Genomic DNA, 17731 nt, shown 5'->3' on the forward strand with positions numbered 1-17731 from the left:
AACCAGAGTAAGGCGGCAGGAGCCGCAGAGGTAGGGGTTAAGGCGGCGTAACAGTCACGCCAGTATGCGATTTGTTCATGGGCTGCTGATGATAACAGAGAAGCGCCTGCACAGGCAGGGTTATCATGTCTAGCAAAAACATCTTTTTAATTTTCCGCCCTACAGGGCGAATATAGCCATACTCTTATTATTCCTTTACTCATATTTTCTGTTTTCTGTTTTCTGTTTTCTGTTTTCTGTTTTCTGTTTTCTGTTTTCTGTTTTCTGTTTTCTGTTTTCTGTTTTCTGTTTTCTGTTTATATGAATCTAATTTATTACTGAGTGATGGAGCATTGATGTCTTAAGCCAAGTTAAGGAACTTTAATTTATCAGTGCTCTTTAAACTTCTTTTATTTAATAAAAATAGCTTATAGGGGTAGTAAAACTGGTTTCTCTTCGCTGCGCAGCAGCGGAATGTTGAAATGGAAAAAATTAATTTATAGCTCTCATAATTAGTAAATGGACAGTTTTCCGAATTTTTCAAGTGGGGTAAATGAAATAAATTTCAAAAAATGATGAGATTGGTTGTTTTTGAAGCATTCTGTGGGGGGGCGCCTACCACAACCCTCGATTTAGTTGCACACCCCATGCTGAATCCGCCCCACCAAATGGATAACTGCCTGAACTCCCATATCTGTAGTCAACAATGTGGCTGGAGCCACGCCACCGAGGCCCCAGGCTGGTCTGTTTAGCCATGACAACGCCTTGGCAGTATCGTTCTTGTTGAGGGATAGTGCCGCATCGAGGGCCTGCACAACGCCGTATACCCTGGCACCCTGAGAGATTGATAGGGGAGCCCCAATCCTCAGCTTGCGAGCAACAGTGTGGCGGCTAATGCTTACTAAGCGGCATATCAAACCTATGTCTGCACTCATCAATTCAGCCAGTCGATGAATGCTGCCAGGAGCTACGCCAGCCACGATCCATAGATGTGCTCCTAGTGGGTCACGAGGAATACCAAGACCTTCTAGGAGACGGTTCGGAGTAACTGCGTCACTACTAGGATGATAGGTTGCATAGGGCATCATGTAGCACTCCTCATTGTACAAACACGACCTCTCATGAGCTATCCTACCCCAAACTGTCGTTTTGAGTGGAAAATTAACAACCAAATGCCCCTACATTGAGGAGGGCTGATGACCGAGTTGGTCTGTACTGAACCAGGTTTAGGCATTGAGCTGGGGACTACTTTTCAGGTTCTATCGGAGAACGGCTCTGAATGGGAAATCCTGTTGGGGAATGAATACCGAAGGGTCAACAAACGCAGCGGGCGCGTTACAGGTTGGAAAACACCTCCAAAATTTGAGTGCAAAGGCATCCAAAAATAACATATCAAATAAGTGCTCAATGCTGGTTATGCCAGTAATAATGTTGACTAGCGGCTTCACCTTTCATAGAATCAAGGCACAGGGAGATTCGCTACCCTAAGTGCGAAGTTGAAACAAGGGAGAGTCGCTACCCTGAGTGCGAAGTTGAAAAAATGCTGAAACCCTGCCTCGTTGCGGGGTTTTTTGCTTTCTGGAGACATGGATGTGTAGTGGCCTAGTCATCCAAGACTTCCTCTTAAGTTAAGAGGGGCGAAGTGTCTGGATCCTCAAGGGGCAAATCTAAAATTTCTTATCATCGACTCATTCTGTGAGCCAATGATATTGTCCTATCGGCTCATTTCGTGAGCCGAACAAGATCCTTCATCGGCTCATCTGGTGAGGTGGTCTCAACGCTCACTACCACTTGGATTTAATTTTTAGCTACATATTTTCATAGCAGATTGGAGCTAGGCCAATAAGTAGATCCAAACGCAATTTAGCTCAGGATTTTTAAATGATGCTTTTTCGAATCATCTTGGTGCCAAAAACAGTGGAGCTGATGCTGGGATTGAGAGATAATTTTCCTGATATAAAAATGTGATACATGAGGATAAAAATGAACGATTTTTTGAAAATACTGATGAATATTCGTAGTCTGCGAGCTGCATTGCGCGAGCTCTCTTTCGAGCAGCTGGTCGAAATCAGAGAAAAATTCGAAGAGATTTTTGCTGAGCGTGAGCAGCAAGAGAGCAAATTGAGAGAAGAGTCCGCTGAACGCCTGCAAAAACTGGCTGAGTTTACCGAGCTGCTGAAACAAGCGGGCATAGATCCGAGTGAGCTTGTTGGTACTGCAACCACTGCAAAAGCAGAGGGTACAGTAAAGAGCAAGCGCGCTCCTCGTCCTGCAAAATACAAATACACCGAAGACGGTCAGGAGAAAACCTGGACTGGCCAAGGTCGCATGCCCAAGACCATCGCAGAAGCAGTGGCTAATGGTCGTGCATTGGAAGAGTTTTTGATCTAGTGCTGAGAGCCCATGCCAGCTCGGCGTGGGCCTTTAATTCTATCTGTAGTAGGAGCACCGTATGGGGAGGACATTGGAGGATATGATTTCATCCGAATCACCCGAGGTTGTCCAGAGAGCCAAGGCTCTGGCCGAAGAGCAACTGGTACGTCTCAGTGTGACCAAACTGCTTTCAAATCTCGGGCCTGGTGATGTTCCTGCAATAGATCCCGATATTCTCGATAGTTTGTTATCACTCAAAAGATTAGTTGAGAGCCATGACTGTCGGTTAAGTCTATTCGTTCATATGCCTGACGGCACACATCATGGCGTCAACATTTAACTAAATAGCGTCATTTGTACACCAATCGCAGCTTTCATCTACCAGATGAAATTAACGCCCCATGGCGATGCTTTTTCAAACTCCCTCGGTGTGCAAGCGGATCTGATAGCGTGTATTGCGTCCGCCACCAGGTAATTTCTCAATGCACCCCCTACCCACCAATTCGGCCAGATGGCGTGTAGCCGTCGCCTTGCTGACTCCGGTGACTTTTTGATATTGGCTGGCGTTGATGCCATTTTCAAAACCTTGTTGGCCGCCATCCAATAAACGGTTAATAACCTTGGTTTGCTCTGGACTCAGACCATCATGACAGTGCTGCAACCAGAAATGTTTTTTGGCAAGAGAACGATCAATAACCTGTAATGCCAACTCTATGGAGTAATCCAGTGTGTCGAGGAACCAACAGATCCAGGAGGTAATATCTAGCGAGCCCCTCTGCGCTGACTCAAGCGCTCGATAGTAGTCACCCCGCAGCTCTAGAATGGCAACTGACATGGCATACAGCCGGATGCTGTGGCTGTCAGCCTGTGACAGCGCGAGATCGGTCAGTGCCCGCGTGAGCCGCCCATTGCCATCATCAACGGGATGCAGGGTCACGAACCAGAAATGGATGATTGCGGCACGAAGAAGCGGATCCATCGTGGGGTCATGCCGAGTCTGGTTAAACCAGGGGATGAACTCGGCCAGTTGATCGTCCAGAGTTGCTCTGGGCGGTGCCTCAAAATGCACGGTGGGGCGATCAACACGCCCAGAGACAACCTGCATCGGCTCATCTCCTCGCAACTGCCCTACGTTCACTGGCTGCACCGACCATTCGTTGGCGGGGAACAGCCAACGATGCCATTGGTAAAGTCGTTCAATTGTCAGTGGTTGTTCATGGTTGTCGATGGCATCCAGCATCATGGCCGCGAGCCCCTCTGAGCGCTCTGATACTGGATAGGACTGAGTTTGTGGGCTCCCTAACCGCCTAGCCAGGGATGAACGCACGGATTGTGCATTGAGGCGTTCGCCTTCGATAGCGGACGAGGCGATGATGTTAGCCAATAACGTGTCCAACGTTTGGTCGGGGTTCCCCAACCTGGAATGACTACCGATTAGAATTCCCTGCCTGCGTTGCACCTGCCGTAATCTGGGCAATATCTCGCTATCCCGCCAACGAAAATGGGGCCAGTCGGCTTGTTGCCAAATCCAAAATGGTTCCATTATTTCCTCATCCAACGTGCTAGGGTCTCAATAATGAGCCGACCTATCCCATCATTCGGCTCAACATTTGAGCTGAATATAACACATGCAGCACACTATCAGAGCAAGTAATGAGGATGCAGCTCTAGCCCGCAGAGCTTCAACATAACTACATATCTGGAATGACGTGCAATACGCATTTCATAAGCTTTTCTAGCCTCATTCATCGCCGATATATGTTGGCCTGTGCCCGCTCATACTGCACAGTGAGTGGTTCTACCAAGGCAGGTGACCCGTGGAGAAAAGACCAAAGAGTAACAGTAACTTGGAGCAGGGTTAGCTGTTATCAGAACAGTTCATTTTGGCAACAGCGCCGTAGAGTAGCCGTTACAGTGTTCTTTTTACTCTCCCCATTGAAGTGAGCACAGAATCCCCGCATATTGTGTACGGTTCTAATGGAGGCTCCATGAACGACTCTAACAAGCAATTCAAAATCCTGTCTTTGAACGGTGGAGGGGTGCGTGGTCTCTTCTCAATTACCATTTTAGCGGAACTAGAACGGGTTCTGGCTGAGCGCAACAACAATCCTGATTTGGCCATCGGTAATTACTTCGACATGATCACCGGGGCTTCCATCGGCGGAATAATTGCCATTGCTTTGGCTGATGGTCAGAAAGCTAGAGACTTGCAGGGCAAGTTTCACAAAGCAGCTCCAGATATTTTCCCTCGCCAGAGTTGGGTGCCCAATTGTGTTCGAAACATATACCAGCTAGGTAAGCTGTTGCTGAGCCCTCTCTATAAGGCTAACAACCTGGAAAAAGCAGTGACTGAGATCGTGGGAACCGGCAAGACGGTCAGATCGCTAAAACGACGCCTGCTCATCCCAACGGTCAACCTGAGCACAGGTCGCCCTTTGTTCATCAAAACCTGTCATAACTCCCTGTTCACCCGAGATGATCAATTCACCTTGGTTGATGTAGCCATGGCTACATCTGCTGCCCCCACCTACTTCCTACCTCACTATATCGAGTGGCAGAGTGCGTATTTTGCCGATGGAGGCTTACTAGCAAACAATCCATCATTCGTCGCCTATCATGAAGCGCTGAATTATCTGGATGATGAGGAGTTTAAGGGTATAACAGCAAACGATATCAAAATTCTTAATATTGGAACCCTCTCCAACGATTTTTGTATCAATCCCAATAACATCTCTAGGTGGTTCCCTGGGTACTTTGGCCTTTGGGGCGGTGGAAAGGCACTCATTGAGACAGTCATGTCCTCCTCGCAGAAAATGCACGGGTTCATGGCCGGTAAGGCACTAAATCGAGAAGGCATGCCCCCTTGCTATTTCTCGCTTGATGAAACCGTGCCTGATCAACAGGCTCGAGTCATCTCGTTAGACAATGCGAGCGAAGAGTCACTGAAAGCACTTGTCGCGTGGGGAAAATCTGTAGCAACCACAGCTACTGGCAAAAAAGCACTTATCGAGACTTTCTTTAGCACGGAGGCTCCAGCCTTCATTCACCCCACCGACCGTAAGGAAGCGTCAGAATGAAATGGTCAGCACATCTATATCTTACCAATACCAATGACGGTCTCATGAAAAGACTGGAGCCTACCAGCACCGACAAGGCTTCTCTCGAGAAACTTAAGGACACGATCAGAATTCGGACAAAGGGTGTATTCACAGAAGCAAAAGATGTCGTCAAAATGCTGGCCAGCCGTTCTCGGAGCTCAACGAATATCCAACTCGTAGAAAGTGCAATTAGGAAAACCAACCTGCGCTATCTTGACAATGCAGATGTCCAGCGAGTTGTGAAACTGCTCTTGGATATGAGTGATGACGCACGCGGAGCCTTCTTGAATACAGAGCCAAGATTTTGGGTTCAAGGAAGTTACAAGTACAAAACACTGAACAAGCCATATCATAAACCGCCACAACAGATGGACATTGATGATGGTACATACATGCCTATGGATATGTTCAAAGAGCAACCGTTAGTCGGCCATGAGCTTCTTCTCCTACTTGTAGATGCATCGCTAGCATCTTTGGCAGAAGAAAACTACAACTGGAAAGCATTAAAGAAGCCTACTTGTGGACGTATTGTCATCGAAGATAGAAATGTGCATGTAGATGTGCCCATGTATGCAATCCCAAGAGATCAGTTTGAAACTCGAGAAGTGGCATTGAACTCTGTCGCAGGGATGGATTCACTGAATGAAAGTGTTCTCAGTAAGTCAGCCACTCGAAAGCTTGATGAAAATTGTGTTTACTTGGCTGTCAGAGGAAAGGATAAGTGGATTAAGTCAGATCCAGAAATCGTTGCGCGTTGGTTCAGGAGCGCAGTAGCGCGACATGGTGACCCTATGCGGCAGGTCTGTCGATACCTGAAGGCTTGGCGAGATGTGCAGTGGAAATCTCCTGAATTATCCTCCATAGCTCTTATGAAATGCGTCGTTGACACCTTTGATAATACACCTATGCCTGACACAAAAGATCATGGTGAACTTTTGTTAAAAGTAACAGAACAGTTGGCCACCAAGTTAAGGGATGGAGTGGAAAGTCCAGATGCCTCAGATGAAGGTCGCTTGTTGTTTCCCAAGGAAAAGATGGATGATAATACGGTTCAGAGCATTATCTCGAAAGCAGAGACTCTGCACGAAGAACTTAATCGAGCACTGAATAGGCTCTCAACAAAGAACGAAGTACTGAAAACTCTAAATGGACTTTTTGGTGACAGTGTTGTAAACGAAGAGCTTATCAAGCCTTGGGTTGCCATACCTGCATACCAACAACAACGACAACCTCAACGACAAAGCCAAATGACCGATTCAATGACGAGTGGTTGATAGTGACTATCCATAACTTGTTATTACATAGCGGCTTTCGATATGTCGAGAGTCGCAACATCACCGGCCTACCAATTTCTCTACCGAGAGAGTGTCCAGCCTATATAAAAGCCTACCAAACACAGGCAGGCGAATTCATTATTGCTGTAGTTAGGCCAAGAGAAGATCTTAGTCGCTTGCCGGAAACTTACGTTATCAGTCGCCCTGCCAACTTAATCGGTATGGCCTTACCTCACATAAGCAGTTTCCAAAGATTATGTTTGGTGAACCAGGACACTGCCGATTGGGATCCCCAACACCCACCTGCTGTAATTACCATGTTAAACAGCCTGATCCAGCAAGCATTGGACAATGCCGTAACAGCTGGCCATCAACGGCAAGAGGAATTTCAAACCGAGTTTGTGAACTACTGGAATGGGGTCGTGGATGCTTACATTTATGGTGATGCAGGCAAGCTTTCAGGTACAAAATTCTCATACAAGTCGCTGAAAGTGGCAACCTCAGCAGATGGACAAACAGACAAAGAATATGTTGTCTTCCGCAACGCTGGGCAAAGGGATGACTGGTTTAGGTTACGAGGAGAAAAACCGGCTGTGGGCATTGATGGCGACGTGACCGTTGTCAGAGTTAACAACACTGCGATAGCACCAAGTAAATGGCCGCCTCAATCACTCAGGGAAGTCTTTGATTGGTTAAAATCTGCTGACCTCCCTGCTCATGACTCACTGGCCAATGGAATACTCACCAGGCTCACCAAGGGCAGGCAAATGGTGTTGTTCGATATTTCGAACGAAGGCATCATTGGCTTTGAAGTCTGCTTCAGTAAAGCCACCCAGACGATCCTGAAACACCGTACAACGGAACGAGCTAAATCTAGGGGAGGTAAACACAAACTAAAGCTCGGCTCTACCCTTCCTATGCTCAGATCAAAATCCGCAACGACCGCATTCTCTCGCTTAAATGTGAGCTCGATAAGCGACCAAGAGCTTCAACGGCGCAACAGACCTGTTTTCCTTGATCTTGAGAACAAGCAAATCTTGATAATTGGCTGCGGCACCATTGGTGGCTTTGCTGCTCAGCTGCTTGCCAAGGTAGGAGCAGGGCGTGGCAATACCGGTCGGCTAGTTCTCTGTGACAGTGACATTCTGTCTCCAGGCAATCTGAGTCGGCATGCTCTCCCAGCCACTTATATCGGTTGGAATAAAGCTGAGGCCCTAAGTAAGCTAATAAAGCGTGACTCTTTGGGCAATCCAAGAATAGATGTCAAACCTTATCGTTTTGAAATGAATGAAGATAATATTCGTGGCTATGATATTGTGATCGATGCTACTGGTCACGCCCCAACAAGTAAAATGCTCAGTTACTTGGCTCGAGCTTCTACCCAACGTCCTCCCTTCATCATCCACGGCTACAATGATGCTTATGGTCAAGCGTCTGTTGTTATGATCGACGATGGAAAAGCCTGTTATGAATGTGCCAAGCGTCTCGAGATCCTCAAGGAGGTCGATAGACCTGTAGCTCCTCATCGAGTTTCCTGCGGCAGCATTTTTACACCCTATGATGCTAGCGTCAGCACAATTACTGCCGCACTAATTCAAGAGGCCGTGCTGAATACTCTTCAGGATAAGCTTCCCTGGACCTATGCTCAACACTCGACAGGTAATGTAATTCATCATAAGCGTAGAAAGCTGAAAAAATTTGGAGAATGTAGTGTTTGTTCCTGACGTCAAGGCTGAGCTGACCTTGAGTAATAGAGCTGGTGGACTAATAATCGTTGAGACTGCGGTACTTCATATTTTAAATCGATATCGGCAGTTACATCACAGTCAACCTGAGCAAGGAGGTGTATTTATTGGAGAAATTCGGCCACCTCATATAATAATAACTCACGTTACAGAACCTAGTCCCTACGACCAAGCATCGCGTTTTGGTTTTGTACGTAAAAAACAACACCATCAAGTTATGGTTGATCAACTTTGGCACACATCAGGAGGCTATCTTACTTACATAGGTGAGTGGCATACCCATCCTGAATCGAATCCTTTGCCCTCTGCCACTGACGTATCTAGTTGGCGTAAAGGCTTACCTAAAAACAGCACATCCATAGTAGCGATCATTGGTCAAAAGACTGACTGGTGGGGCTACTGTGAGAATGGTCGCTGTGAAGCATTGAAAAATATACTAATTTGAAAGATACAGTGGTATCTGAAATTTTAATTTCCTAACTATTAAGATGCACTAGGGTAAGGTAATTTTAACCATTTCCCATATTTACCTTGCCATGCACAGCTCAAAAAATGTTGGAAGCAGCTATAGGGTAAATTCATATGGTAGTCATCGAGCAAGCTACAAGACACTCATAGTCTAAGATGCTATTTTTAAAGAAAAAAAACAACGTTTTCTAGAGAGAATTGACACGCCTAGAGTTCGTTCCCGCAAGTATGCCTACTGGAAAGGAACTGCGAGGTTAAAATAACAGACCGGAGCTAATGAAAAACTGGATTTATTGCTGCTGGGTGGCGCTACAGCAAGCATTAGAAAATACTAGGTTGGGTATCAAAAAATATGTAGAGAAATTGGTGGTTTAGTTGAATCTCATTTCCATTTTGGTGGATTCTTTCAGTCTTGCAGCTTGCGCTGCATGGGGCCACCACAAAATTTCATTTTTTTGCTCATTCATATGCATGACGCTACACATCATGCCGTGAATATACAGCATTATTTATCTTAGCAGAATAATTTAGTGATTTTACATATCAACCATTAGCAATGGCAAAAATCCTTATCACTAACCGGCATATTAATTACTGGATTTTAGGAACCCAAGTTTCAAATTTTTCAATAGCAGTACGCATTTCCTCAGTCATAGGCTTCTCCTTTAAAACCTTTACCCTTTGATTGAGATATAGTTCATCAGAAATTATAAAATCAGTGCCATTCACCAAGTCTAACATTCTAATTAACTTTCCATCTTTATCGATACACTCGAAGTTATTGACAAATTTATTGTAAGCCAGGAATGCTTCCTCGTTCTCCTGCTGATGGTGCATATCAAAACCGAAGTCGGAGATATACTTATTGTCAATAACAATACCATCGGTACTCATTCCACCAAACAACTCAACCTGAATATAGAAACAGCCAGTAACAGAATGCACCTTTATTGATTTTACTGTCTTATATATTATATCCCTTACCTCGTTCCTTATATCAGCCTGATTGTAGTCAATGTAGTTTGGTGGTATCAGCATATATATATCTGGGTTAATAGAAGCCTCCGCATGACTAATCTCAATGGTCAATTCTTCATTTAACTGTTTACGTTCCCTAGATAATTTATCTAGTCGTTCAGTCAACAGAATATGTATATCTCCCTCTGTGGTTGCTCCCACAGATTGAATCATGATTTCTATTTTTGAACTTATCGATTCTATTTTATTTTTAATCGAAGCAACTTTATTCTCATTTGTATTTTTTTTAGGCTGAAGTATCACGCTGCCAATCAGCAACATTAGTGCATACTCAAAATATCTATTATCAAATGTTGCAGCTGTGCAGCTTTTCACCGAAGTGTCTGACCTTCCGCTGCATTTATAACGGAGCTTTTCATCTTTTTTTCCGGCTTTACTACGGTAGACCTGTAGTGAACTGCCACAGTCCCCACAAGTGGCTATACGCATTCCAGTAACAATGCCCGCAGCGTTTTTCATCTTACTAGTAAACTGTTTTTTTTCACTACGCACTCGCTTAGCTTGTGCAAATTCAGCCTCAGTGCAAACAGCGGGATAATAATTTACCAACAGATGCTCGCGACCATCAATATGAATTATTTTTTCGCCTAAAACTGCACGATCACTTATAATCTTTTTAATAAGATTTATTCCCCACCCCTCTTTATTAGAATTTTGAGCTATTGTAGGGGGGGTATAACTTTCATCTAAATGCTTTTTAATTGCTATATGCCCCCTCCCTTCTCGAATCATCATAATCATTTCTTTAACTATAGAGAAATAATATGGATGAGGGCGTACAAACCCAGTTGTCGTATCAACCCAAAATTTATTTTTACCGAAGCCATTAATTGCAGCTGGATAACCATCTGCATCGCACTCACCATTTTGATGACGCTTTAATGCAACACGAGCTGCACCAGTAACCCGAGCAGAAAGTTTATTTGTATAATCATTGCTGCTTTCAAGTTTAACTAGTGACAAAATCGCGGATGCAAGATTATCTTTTTGATATACTGCCCCATCAATCCATGTATAAACAACAATATTGGCTGCGAGAATACAGGTTAAGAACTCACTGGCTCTTGTTAACGCTAAGCGAGAGAAACGATCGATGTTTTCCATGGCCAATACAGAGCCGGGTGCAATATGACCTGAACGACTTAGTTCAATAAACCTCCCCAGACATCCATGTTCAATGTTTTCCCCCTTACTGGCTGACATTCCGTTATCTGACATATAGATAACAGGCATGTTACTATATTTTAACTTTGTTGCATCAACCAAAGCCCCCTCAGTCTGACGTTGTACGCCAGTTTTATTACCGGCGGCCTGCTTATCCGTACTTACACGACTATACAGATATAGTGTTGGTGCAGACGACCTTAAATCCATAACATCTCCAAAAATTGATTCTATGACGAGGCTATATATGCTAGATACACAACTATACTTGTACGCTACCGGTACAGTTGAATTAAATTAAAGCAGACATGCCTAGACCAGATGCCCAGCTACGACACAATCACTTAGCGCCGTTCATTTTCTGAACACAAACACTATTGCCGACACACGGTATATAACCACTAGCAAACATTTAAATGGAAGGTTATATCCAAAAACACTAGATATCAACCCCCATCAAAAAATAATCACCTCATCAGAAATAAACTATCCATACTCTCTATTATTAATTTCCACTTATATATTTCAGGCTAGGAAGTAGCAAGGAGAAACGAGGGTTCGCAGTCATACTGCCGTAATAATACCACCACCATGGCGATGTCTTGTTCTTTCTCAAGATACGCTTGCTCAAGCGCGAAATGAAGGTTGCGCATATTCGGTGTAGATGACGATAGACTCCAATGATAAAAAGATACTTGACCAAAGTCCGTGATGGTGTGGCACCGAGAACATGATGGTCAGCCGATGAGTTTGGTCAAAATAAGCAGGAAGAACGTGACCACGTAAACATATTAATTATATTGAATGTCACTTCTTTGACCAACTGGCAAGTAAGGAAGATCGGCACATTTCTGCTTTCTGCTTTCTGCTTTCTGCTTTCTGCTTTCTGCTTTCTGCTTTCTGCTTTCTGCTTATCAGTGATAAGCGTACTTATTGCATGCCCCATGCATAATAAAATTTAATATACAAGAGAGACTTTCATATTTTCTCTTCAATAAAAAGCCTGCGAGGGGTAGTAAAACTGGTTTCTCTTCGCTGCGTAGCAGCGGAATGTTGAAACGCTAAAATTTTATTACCTCTCTTATTATTAGTAAATGGACAATTTTTAGAATTTTTCAAGTGGGGGGATGTGAAAAGAAGTTAAAAATCACCTCCCTTGACTAAATTACAACCAACAATGCTGGTTTTTACCTATCCCCCCCGTCGACTTATTACTTATTGACAAACCCCATGCTCAATACAGACTATCAGATCGACAATTACCTGTGCCCGTATCGGTGTAGTCAAGAGTTACTCTGCTTACGAGCAACTCCTGGTACTGGCAGCGAAGTTCGCGGCAACCAGCAGGATGATCAGCACCAGACTGCGATCCATGACGCAGGTTGCAAGCAAATCGGCACTGCCTAACTGTTTAGTGTAGATCTCCCCCTCATGCTGTAGGCTGTAGACACTGGCATGAGGAATTCGAGTCAGAACTCGTGACCGAGGACACTGTTGTTGATGATCGCATCGTCATCACCTCTCAAGAAAAGACACAAAATATCGCGCATTGAAATCTAATATCACAGGTTAAAAAATGCACACATCACTTCTTCCTCTTTCCCGCTCATCAGGTATAATCCGCAATCTTTTTTTGCATTAGTGACCAGCGATCCTCTATGACCGTCAACCGTTTTGACCCTAGCTCAGACAGCCTGACACCTGCAACTACGCGGGTTCAGCCATCGGACGACCAACCTGTCCAACAAGCGACTTCCAGCATTATTAGGTCTCACCATCCAAGGATTGGTTTTGTGAGCTTGGGTTGCCCCAAAAACCTGGTCGATTCAGAACGCATCCTGACCCAGCTGCGTACCGAAGGGTACGATGTGGTGCCCAGCTATGACGATGCCGAGCTGGTCGTCGTCAACACCTGCGGCTTTATCGACAGCGCGGTGCAAGAGTCGCTGGAAGCGATCGGCGAAGCGCTGGCCGAGAACGGCAAGGTGATCGTCACCGGCTGCCTTGGCGCCAAAGAGAATCAGATCCGCGAGATCCACCCCAAGGTGCTCGAGATCACCGGCCCCCACGCCTACGAAGAGGTGCTGGGTCACGTCCACAAATATGTGGAGAAGCCGCAGCACAACCCCTTCACCAGTCTGGTACCGGCCCACGGCGTCAAGCTGACCCCGCGCCACTACGCCTATCTGAAGATTTCCGAAGGGTGCAACCACCGCTGCACCTTCTGCATCATCCCCTCCATGCGCGGGGATCTGGTGAGCCGCCCCATCGGCGACGTACTGGCAGAAGCCAAGCGCCTGAAAGAAGCGGGCGTGAAGGAGCTGCTGGTGATCTCCCAGGACACCTCCGCCTACGGCGTCGATGTGAAGCACCGCACCGGTTTCTACGACGGCATGCCGGTCAAGACCAGCATGGTTGCCCTGTGCGAAGAGCTGGCCAAGCTCGACATCTGGGTGCGTCTGCATTACGTCTACCCCTACCCGCACGTAGATGACGTCATCCCGCTGATGCGCGATGGCAAGGTACTGCCCTACCTCGACATCCCGCTTCAGCACGCCAGCCCGCGCATCCTCAAACTGATGAAGCGCCCGGGTACCGTCGAGCGCACCCTGGAGCGGATCCAGAAGTGGCGCGAGATCTGCCCGCAGATCACCCTGCGCTCCACCTTTATCGTCGGCTTCCCGGGCGAGACCGAGGAAGATTTCCAGATGCTGCTGGACTTTATCGACAAGGCGGAGCTGGATCGCGTCGGCTGCTTCAAATACAGCCCGGTCGAAGGGGCGCTGGCCAACGAGCTGCCGGATCCGGTACCGGAAGAGATTCAGGAAGAGCGCTTCCAGCGCTTTATGGAGCTGCAACAGCAGGTCTCCATCCGCAAGCTGGCCCGCAAAGTGGGTCAGGAGATGACCGTTATCATCGACGAAGTGGACGAAGAGGGTGCCACTGGCCGCTCCTTCGCCGATGCGCCGGAGATCGACGGTCTGGTCTACCTCAACGGCGAAACCGGCCTCAAGCCGGGGGACATGGTCAAGGTGCGGATCGACGAATCCGACGAATATGACCTGTGGGCCAGCCTGATCAGCTAATTAAGGCTCTACCTGCCAAATGAAAAAAGCGCCTGCGGGCGCTTTTTTATTGGCTCAATGTCGCAGGCAAAACCGCTGGCCTAGCTCAAATCATGGAGCGCCTTGCCAAGGGGCGGCGTGAGGCGCAAGTCAGAGAAGCGCACCGCCAGTCCCTGCCGCTCCGGCGTGCAGCACATCACCCCGATAAAACAGCGTTCGCTTGGCGGGAACGGAGCGAGGCGCAGCAGCGGCCACACCTTGCCATCGGTGGAGTATTGCAAACGCAGACAATCGGCCAGCCGGGTCAGCCGCAGCCAGAAGCGGCGTGGATTGCCGGGGAAAATGCCGGTGGCCCAGTCAGAGCGCGGATTGGTCAGCACGCTGCCGATCATCGGCTGATCGTCGTTGTACTCGATACCGGCCTTGAGCCAGTGTTCGTCGTCTTGCAGCAGCATCAGCCCCGCCTGATCGTAGAGGGTGGTGAACTCCCCCTCGACGCAGACCTGAAAGGTAAACTCACCCGCCACCTCGCAGCCGTAGACATGCCCGCTGTGGCGCTCGAAACCATACCAGGTGCTGCGCCAAAAATCGGTCTGCTTATCCGTGACTACCTGCAAACCGCCCTCTGTCTGGTGCCACTGGGCCGGTTCATTGAGCCAGCGCCATTGCGTCCCTTCCATCATCCTGCTCTGCTCCCTTATCGCGCCTAATCCCGCACAAATGGGGCTCGCCAACGCCTCGTCCGGTCACGACTGATCATGGCTGCGCCTCTGCGGAATCCATAAAAGGAGTCAATAGTGTCGCTATTGCCGCCCCGATACAAGGTTTGTGCGTTGCGCCATCAGTGCGCCCCAAAAAAGCGCGGGGGGCCTGATGGGCCCCCCGCAAACACACCGGATGAGAAAATGCCTTACTTGGCGGCGCTATCCTTCACGCACTTCTGGACAAAGCTGTTCTTGGCAGCGCCAGCCAGCTTCTTGTCGGCCGCCGCCTTCTCGCACTTGGCCGCCGGATCCATCGCCGCGCCCGTCTTCACGCACTTCTGGATAAAGCTGTTTTTGGCCGCACCGGCCAGCTTCTTGTCGGCGGCCGCCTTCTCGCACTCGCCGGTCGCAGCGCCAGCTGCATCTTTCACACACTTGCCGACAAAGCTGGTCTTGGCGGCGCCGTTAAGCTTTTTGGCTGCGGCCTGCGCCTCACACTGCAACTGGGCTGTGTCGTTGGCAAAGACCGGATTGGCCAGCAGCACGCTGCCGCAGAGCAGGCCGAACAGGATGGTACGCTTCATGGGAGATCTCCTCTCTATCTGGTGATGTGTTTGCATGGTCATATTTGCATGACGATGTGTTGCAAATTGCTGTGATTGCAACAGCTGATTGTTGCCGCAGATCCCCCGCCTCGCCAGCTTGGGAGCGGAGCACAGGGCAACTATCGCCCGCACTATAGCGCCGATTGGCAGAGCGGGATTGTCCCCAGCCAGCCCTTCCTCAACGGCAAGCCTGCCCCCTACTTTCCCGCCACACCCGCCAACCCCAATAAAATCAAGGGCCATGGGAATCCCGCCTCCAGCTACCCCCTTTTATTGAGCCAGCGCAAAAAATCAGTCATTACTGACACTTACGTCACTTTTTGACTGGTATGGCCAGATTCGATTGGCTTAACATAGCCATCCGGTGCCTATTCATCCGTGATGGGCTGCTGCCCTCGCTGGTTAATGGAGCATTTTGGAAGCTGTAATCTGGGACGGTAATATTTATTTACATTGATACAACTTTGGCCTAAAAAATAACATTGTAGATAAAAAAGACATTAATAAATTATATGTCTTGTCACATTGAAAATATTAATGGTTTGGAAAAATAAAAACATGAAAACAAATGAATACTTATCTTCAGCATTAGAGAAGTTACATAGCAAAAATGATGATTTTATCATTTTCGGTATGACGGGCAGAACTGGAAGTGGTTGTACTTATGCATCAGAAATGCTTTCCAAAGAAAAAATTGAACATTCTTTGTTCTCTGGCACGCAGCCGCAAGATAACATACAAAGAAAGCAACGTATTTTAATTCAACACTACAATAAAAACTGGCAAGCATTTATCCACCTCAAAGTAACATCCATACTGACACAGATGCTTTTAGATATAGACAATGAAGCTACAATCAAGGATTTTTTGAAGGCCCAAGATTATATCAGAAATTCTGATGTCGATTTCATCATCGATCAGCTGGTGTTTTATAAAAATGAAAAAACAAAATGTAACACCAGTAAATTATACACTGAAATCTTACCTGCCATTACTAACAAAATCAAACAATCAATTGAAGACGTAAGTTTTATAAAGCTTTATCAACTTCTAGGTAAAAACGCTCGAAGATCTGGTTGTGTAACTGATAGCAAAATTAAAAATGGCATGTTTTTTACTGTTGCGGAAAAATAAAAATCGCTTTATCTAACTTAAGAAAAGAGGATAAAGAAAATAGGAAGAATACATACATAGTAATCGATGCGATTAGAAATCCTCTTGAAGCCAGCTATTTTCAAGAACGCTATTCATCATTCTATTTAATAGCTATTTCATGCTCTGAAGCTACAAGATCCAGCAGATTGAAAGCCAAAGGTCTATCGCAAGAAAGCATAGATAACATTGATAAAAATGAATACTCTAGCTTGGATATAGATGATGAGAGAAGCTTTACAGATCAAGATATTCAAGGTTGTCTCCAGAAGGCAGACATATATATAAATAGTGGTGATGAAAGCGAAGTAAGCATCGGAAATCAATTAATTAAATTTGTATGCTTGGCACAAAAACCAGGTATTATAACTCCAAGTGCAGAAGAACGCTGTATGCAAATAGCTTATACAGCAAAACTAAATTCTGGATGTTTATCTAGAAAAGTTGGCGCTGTAATCACCAAAAACAACTATTCGATCAAGGCTGTAGGTTGGAATGACACCCCTTATGGACAAGTTCCCTGTAATCTTCGCTCTATGGGGGACTTAAAAAATGATACAGACCAAGATGCATATAGCCCATTTGAAAGAAACAACTCTACGTTCAAGGAACGAATTTCTACAAGAAGCGTAAAATTTCAACGCGCTGAGCAAAAAGGATACAACATATCTTTCTGTTTCAAATCAGAATACAATTCAATTAAGAAAGATAAAAATCAAGTTCACACAAGATCTCTACATGCTGAAGAAAATGCTTTCTTACAGTTATCAAAAGATGGGGGGACAGGTATAGAAGGAGGATTTCTTTTTACAACTGCAAGTCCATGTGAACTATGTGCAAAAAAAGCGTATCAATTAGGTATTAAAAGGATTTTTTATATTGATCCCTATCCAGGAATATCATTCGAACACATTCTGTCAGCAGGTCGTACAGATTTACAACCTCACATGAAGTTGTTTCATGGTGCTATTGGTAGAGCCTTTCACAATCTCTACAATCCTATTTCATCGTATAAGGATGAACTAAATGCGCTAGCAGAAACAGATGAATAATACACTAAAGGTTT

General features: G+C 46.1%; 14 protein-coding genes and 1 pseudogene. 9 read left to right on the forward strand and 6 right to left on the reverse strand.

The window, feature by feature from the left end; genetic code table 11:
* Nucleotides 1-611 precede the first annotated feature (611 nt).
* Nucleotides 612-1067: an antitoxin Xre/MbcA/ParS toxin-binding domain-containing protein gene (locus ACTG1P_RS06645; protein ID WP_308218861.1), complete on the reverse strand. Its 456-nt coding sequence runs from the start codon at nt 1065-1067 to the stop codon at nt 612-614.
* A gap of 108 nt (nt 1068-1175) precedes the next feature.
* Between ACTG1P_RS06645 and ACTG1P_RS06650 the strand changes: the two genes are divergently transcribed.
* Both ACTG1P_RS06650 and ACTG1P_RS06655 read left to right on the forward strand, forming a co-directional pair.
* Nucleotides 1176-1367 carry a hypothetical protein gene (locus ACTG1P_RS06650; protein WP_042083548.1) on the forward strand — a complete coding sequence of 64 codons (192 nt, stop codon included), beginning with the start codon at nt 1176-1178 and terminating at the stop codon, nt 1365-1367.
* Between the two features lie 595 nt (nt 1368-1962).
* Entirely contained in the window at nt 1963-2370 is a 408-nt protein-coding gene (locus ACTG1P_RS06655) for an H-NS family histone-like protein (RefSeq protein WP_042024860.1), read from the forward strand.
* Between the two features lie 397 nt (nt 2371-2767).
* On the opposite strand, the gene ACTG1P_RS06660 is transcribed toward ACTG1P_RS06655, so the two are convergent.
* The gene (locus ACTG1P_RS06660; protein ID WP_224212420.1) at nt 2768-3595 is read right to left on the reverse strand and encodes a Fic family protein; all 828 of its coding nucleotides are present in this window, start codon (nt 3593-3595) and stop codon (nt 2768-2770) included.
* Nucleotides 3596-3661: 66 nt separating this feature from the next.
* Nucleotides 3662-3895: pseudogene (locus ACTG1P_RS06665) on the reverse strand (DUF4172 domain-containing protein); the annotation flags it as partial.
* Between the two features lie 445 nt (nt 3896-4340).
* On the opposite strand from ACTG1P_RS06665, the gene ACTG1P_RS06670 reads away from it, so the two are divergent.
* The 4 genes from ACTG1P_RS06670 to ACTG1P_RS06685 are packed head-to-tail and all read left to right on the forward strand — an operon-like array spanning nt 4341 to nt 8914.
* Nucleotides 4341-5429 (forward strand): CBASS cGAMP-activated phospholipase, encoded by a 1089-nt coding sequence (locus ACTG1P_RS06670; protein WP_042024858.1) that lies wholly within the window; start codon nt 4341-4343, stop codon nt 5427-5429.
* Nucleotides 5426-6724 (forward strand): CBASS cGAMP synthase, encoded by a 1299-nt coding sequence (locus tag ACTG1P_RS06675; RefSeq protein WP_042024857.1) that lies wholly within the window; start codon nt 5426-5428, stop codon nt 6722-6724. Before ACTG1P_RS06670 ends, ACTG1P_RS06675 begins: the two co-directional genes overlap by 4 nt.
* A gap of 2 nt (nt 6725-6726) precedes the next feature.
* Entirely contained in the window at nt 6727-8448 is a 1722-nt protein-coding gene (locus ACTG1P_RS06680) for a ThiF family adenylyltransferase (RefSeq protein ID WP_164537386.1), read from the forward strand.
* A complete protein-coding gene (locus ACTG1P_RS06685; protein ID WP_162517109.1) occupies nt 8435-8914 on the forward strand; it encodes a Mov34/MPN/PAD-1 family protein in 480 nt (159 codons plus the stop codon). The genes ACTG1P_RS06680 and ACTG1P_RS06685 overlap by 14 nt, the downstream gene beginning before the upstream one ends.
* Before the next feature lie 614 nt (nt 8915-9528).
* On the opposite strand, the gene ACTG1P_RS06690 is transcribed toward ACTG1P_RS06685, so the two are convergent.
* Nucleotides 9529-11349 (reverse strand): recombinase family protein, encoded by a 1821-nt coding sequence (locus ACTG1P_RS06690; protein ID WP_080768683.1) that lies wholly within the window; start codon nt 11347-11349, stop codon nt 9529-9531.
* Between the two features lie 1448 nt (nt 11350-12797).
* On the opposite strand from ACTG1P_RS06690, the gene rimO reads away from it, so the two are divergent.
* Nucleotides 12798-14225 carry a 30S ribosomal protein S12 methylthiotransferase RimO gene (gene rimO, locus ACTG1P_RS06695; RefSeq protein WP_234898489.1) on the forward strand — a complete coding sequence of 476 codons (1428 nt, stop codon included), beginning with the start codon at nt 12798-12800 and terminating at the stop codon, nt 14223-14225.
* An 80-nt stretch (nt 14226-14305) separates the two neighbouring features.
* Here the strand turns inward: rimO and ACTG1P_RS06700 are convergent, their stop codons facing one another.
* Both ACTG1P_RS06700 and ACTG1P_RS06705 read right to left on the reverse strand, forming a co-directional pair.
* Nucleotides 14306-14887 carry a DUF1349 domain-containing protein gene (locus ACTG1P_RS06700; RefSeq protein WP_440000822.1) on the reverse strand — a complete coding sequence of 194 codons (582 nt, stop codon included), beginning with the start codon at nt 14885-14887 and terminating at the stop codon, nt 14306-14308.
* A 227-nt stretch (nt 14888-15114) separates the two neighbouring features.
* Complete coding sequence (locus ACTG1P_RS06705; RefSeq protein ID WP_162517401.1) at nt 15115-15492, reverse strand: hypothetical protein; 378 nt, start codon at nt 15490-15492, stop codon at nt 15115-15117.
* A gap of 579 nt (nt 15493-16071) precedes the next feature.
* Between ACTG1P_RS06705 and ACTG1P_RS06710 the strand changes: the two genes are divergently transcribed.
* Nucleotides 16072-16647 carry a hypothetical protein gene (locus ACTG1P_RS06710; RefSeq protein ID WP_440000823.1) on the forward strand — a complete coding sequence of 192 codons (576 nt, stop codon included), beginning with the start codon at nt 16072-16074 and terminating at the stop codon, nt 16645-16647.
* Between the two features lie 167 nt (nt 16648-16814).
* Nucleotides 16815-17717 (forward strand): hypothetical protein, encoded by a 903-nt coding sequence (locus ACTG1P_RS06715; protein WP_440000824.1) that lies wholly within the window; start codon nt 16815-16817, stop codon nt 17715-17717.
* The last annotated feature ends 14 nt before the right edge of the window (nt 17718-17731 follow it).

It is taken from the genome of Aeromonas sp. 11P, from assembly GCF_051920165.1.
Classification (GTDB): domain Bacteria; phylum Pseudomonadota; class Gammaproteobacteria; order Enterobacterales; family Aeromonadaceae; genus Aeromonas; species Aeromonas veronii.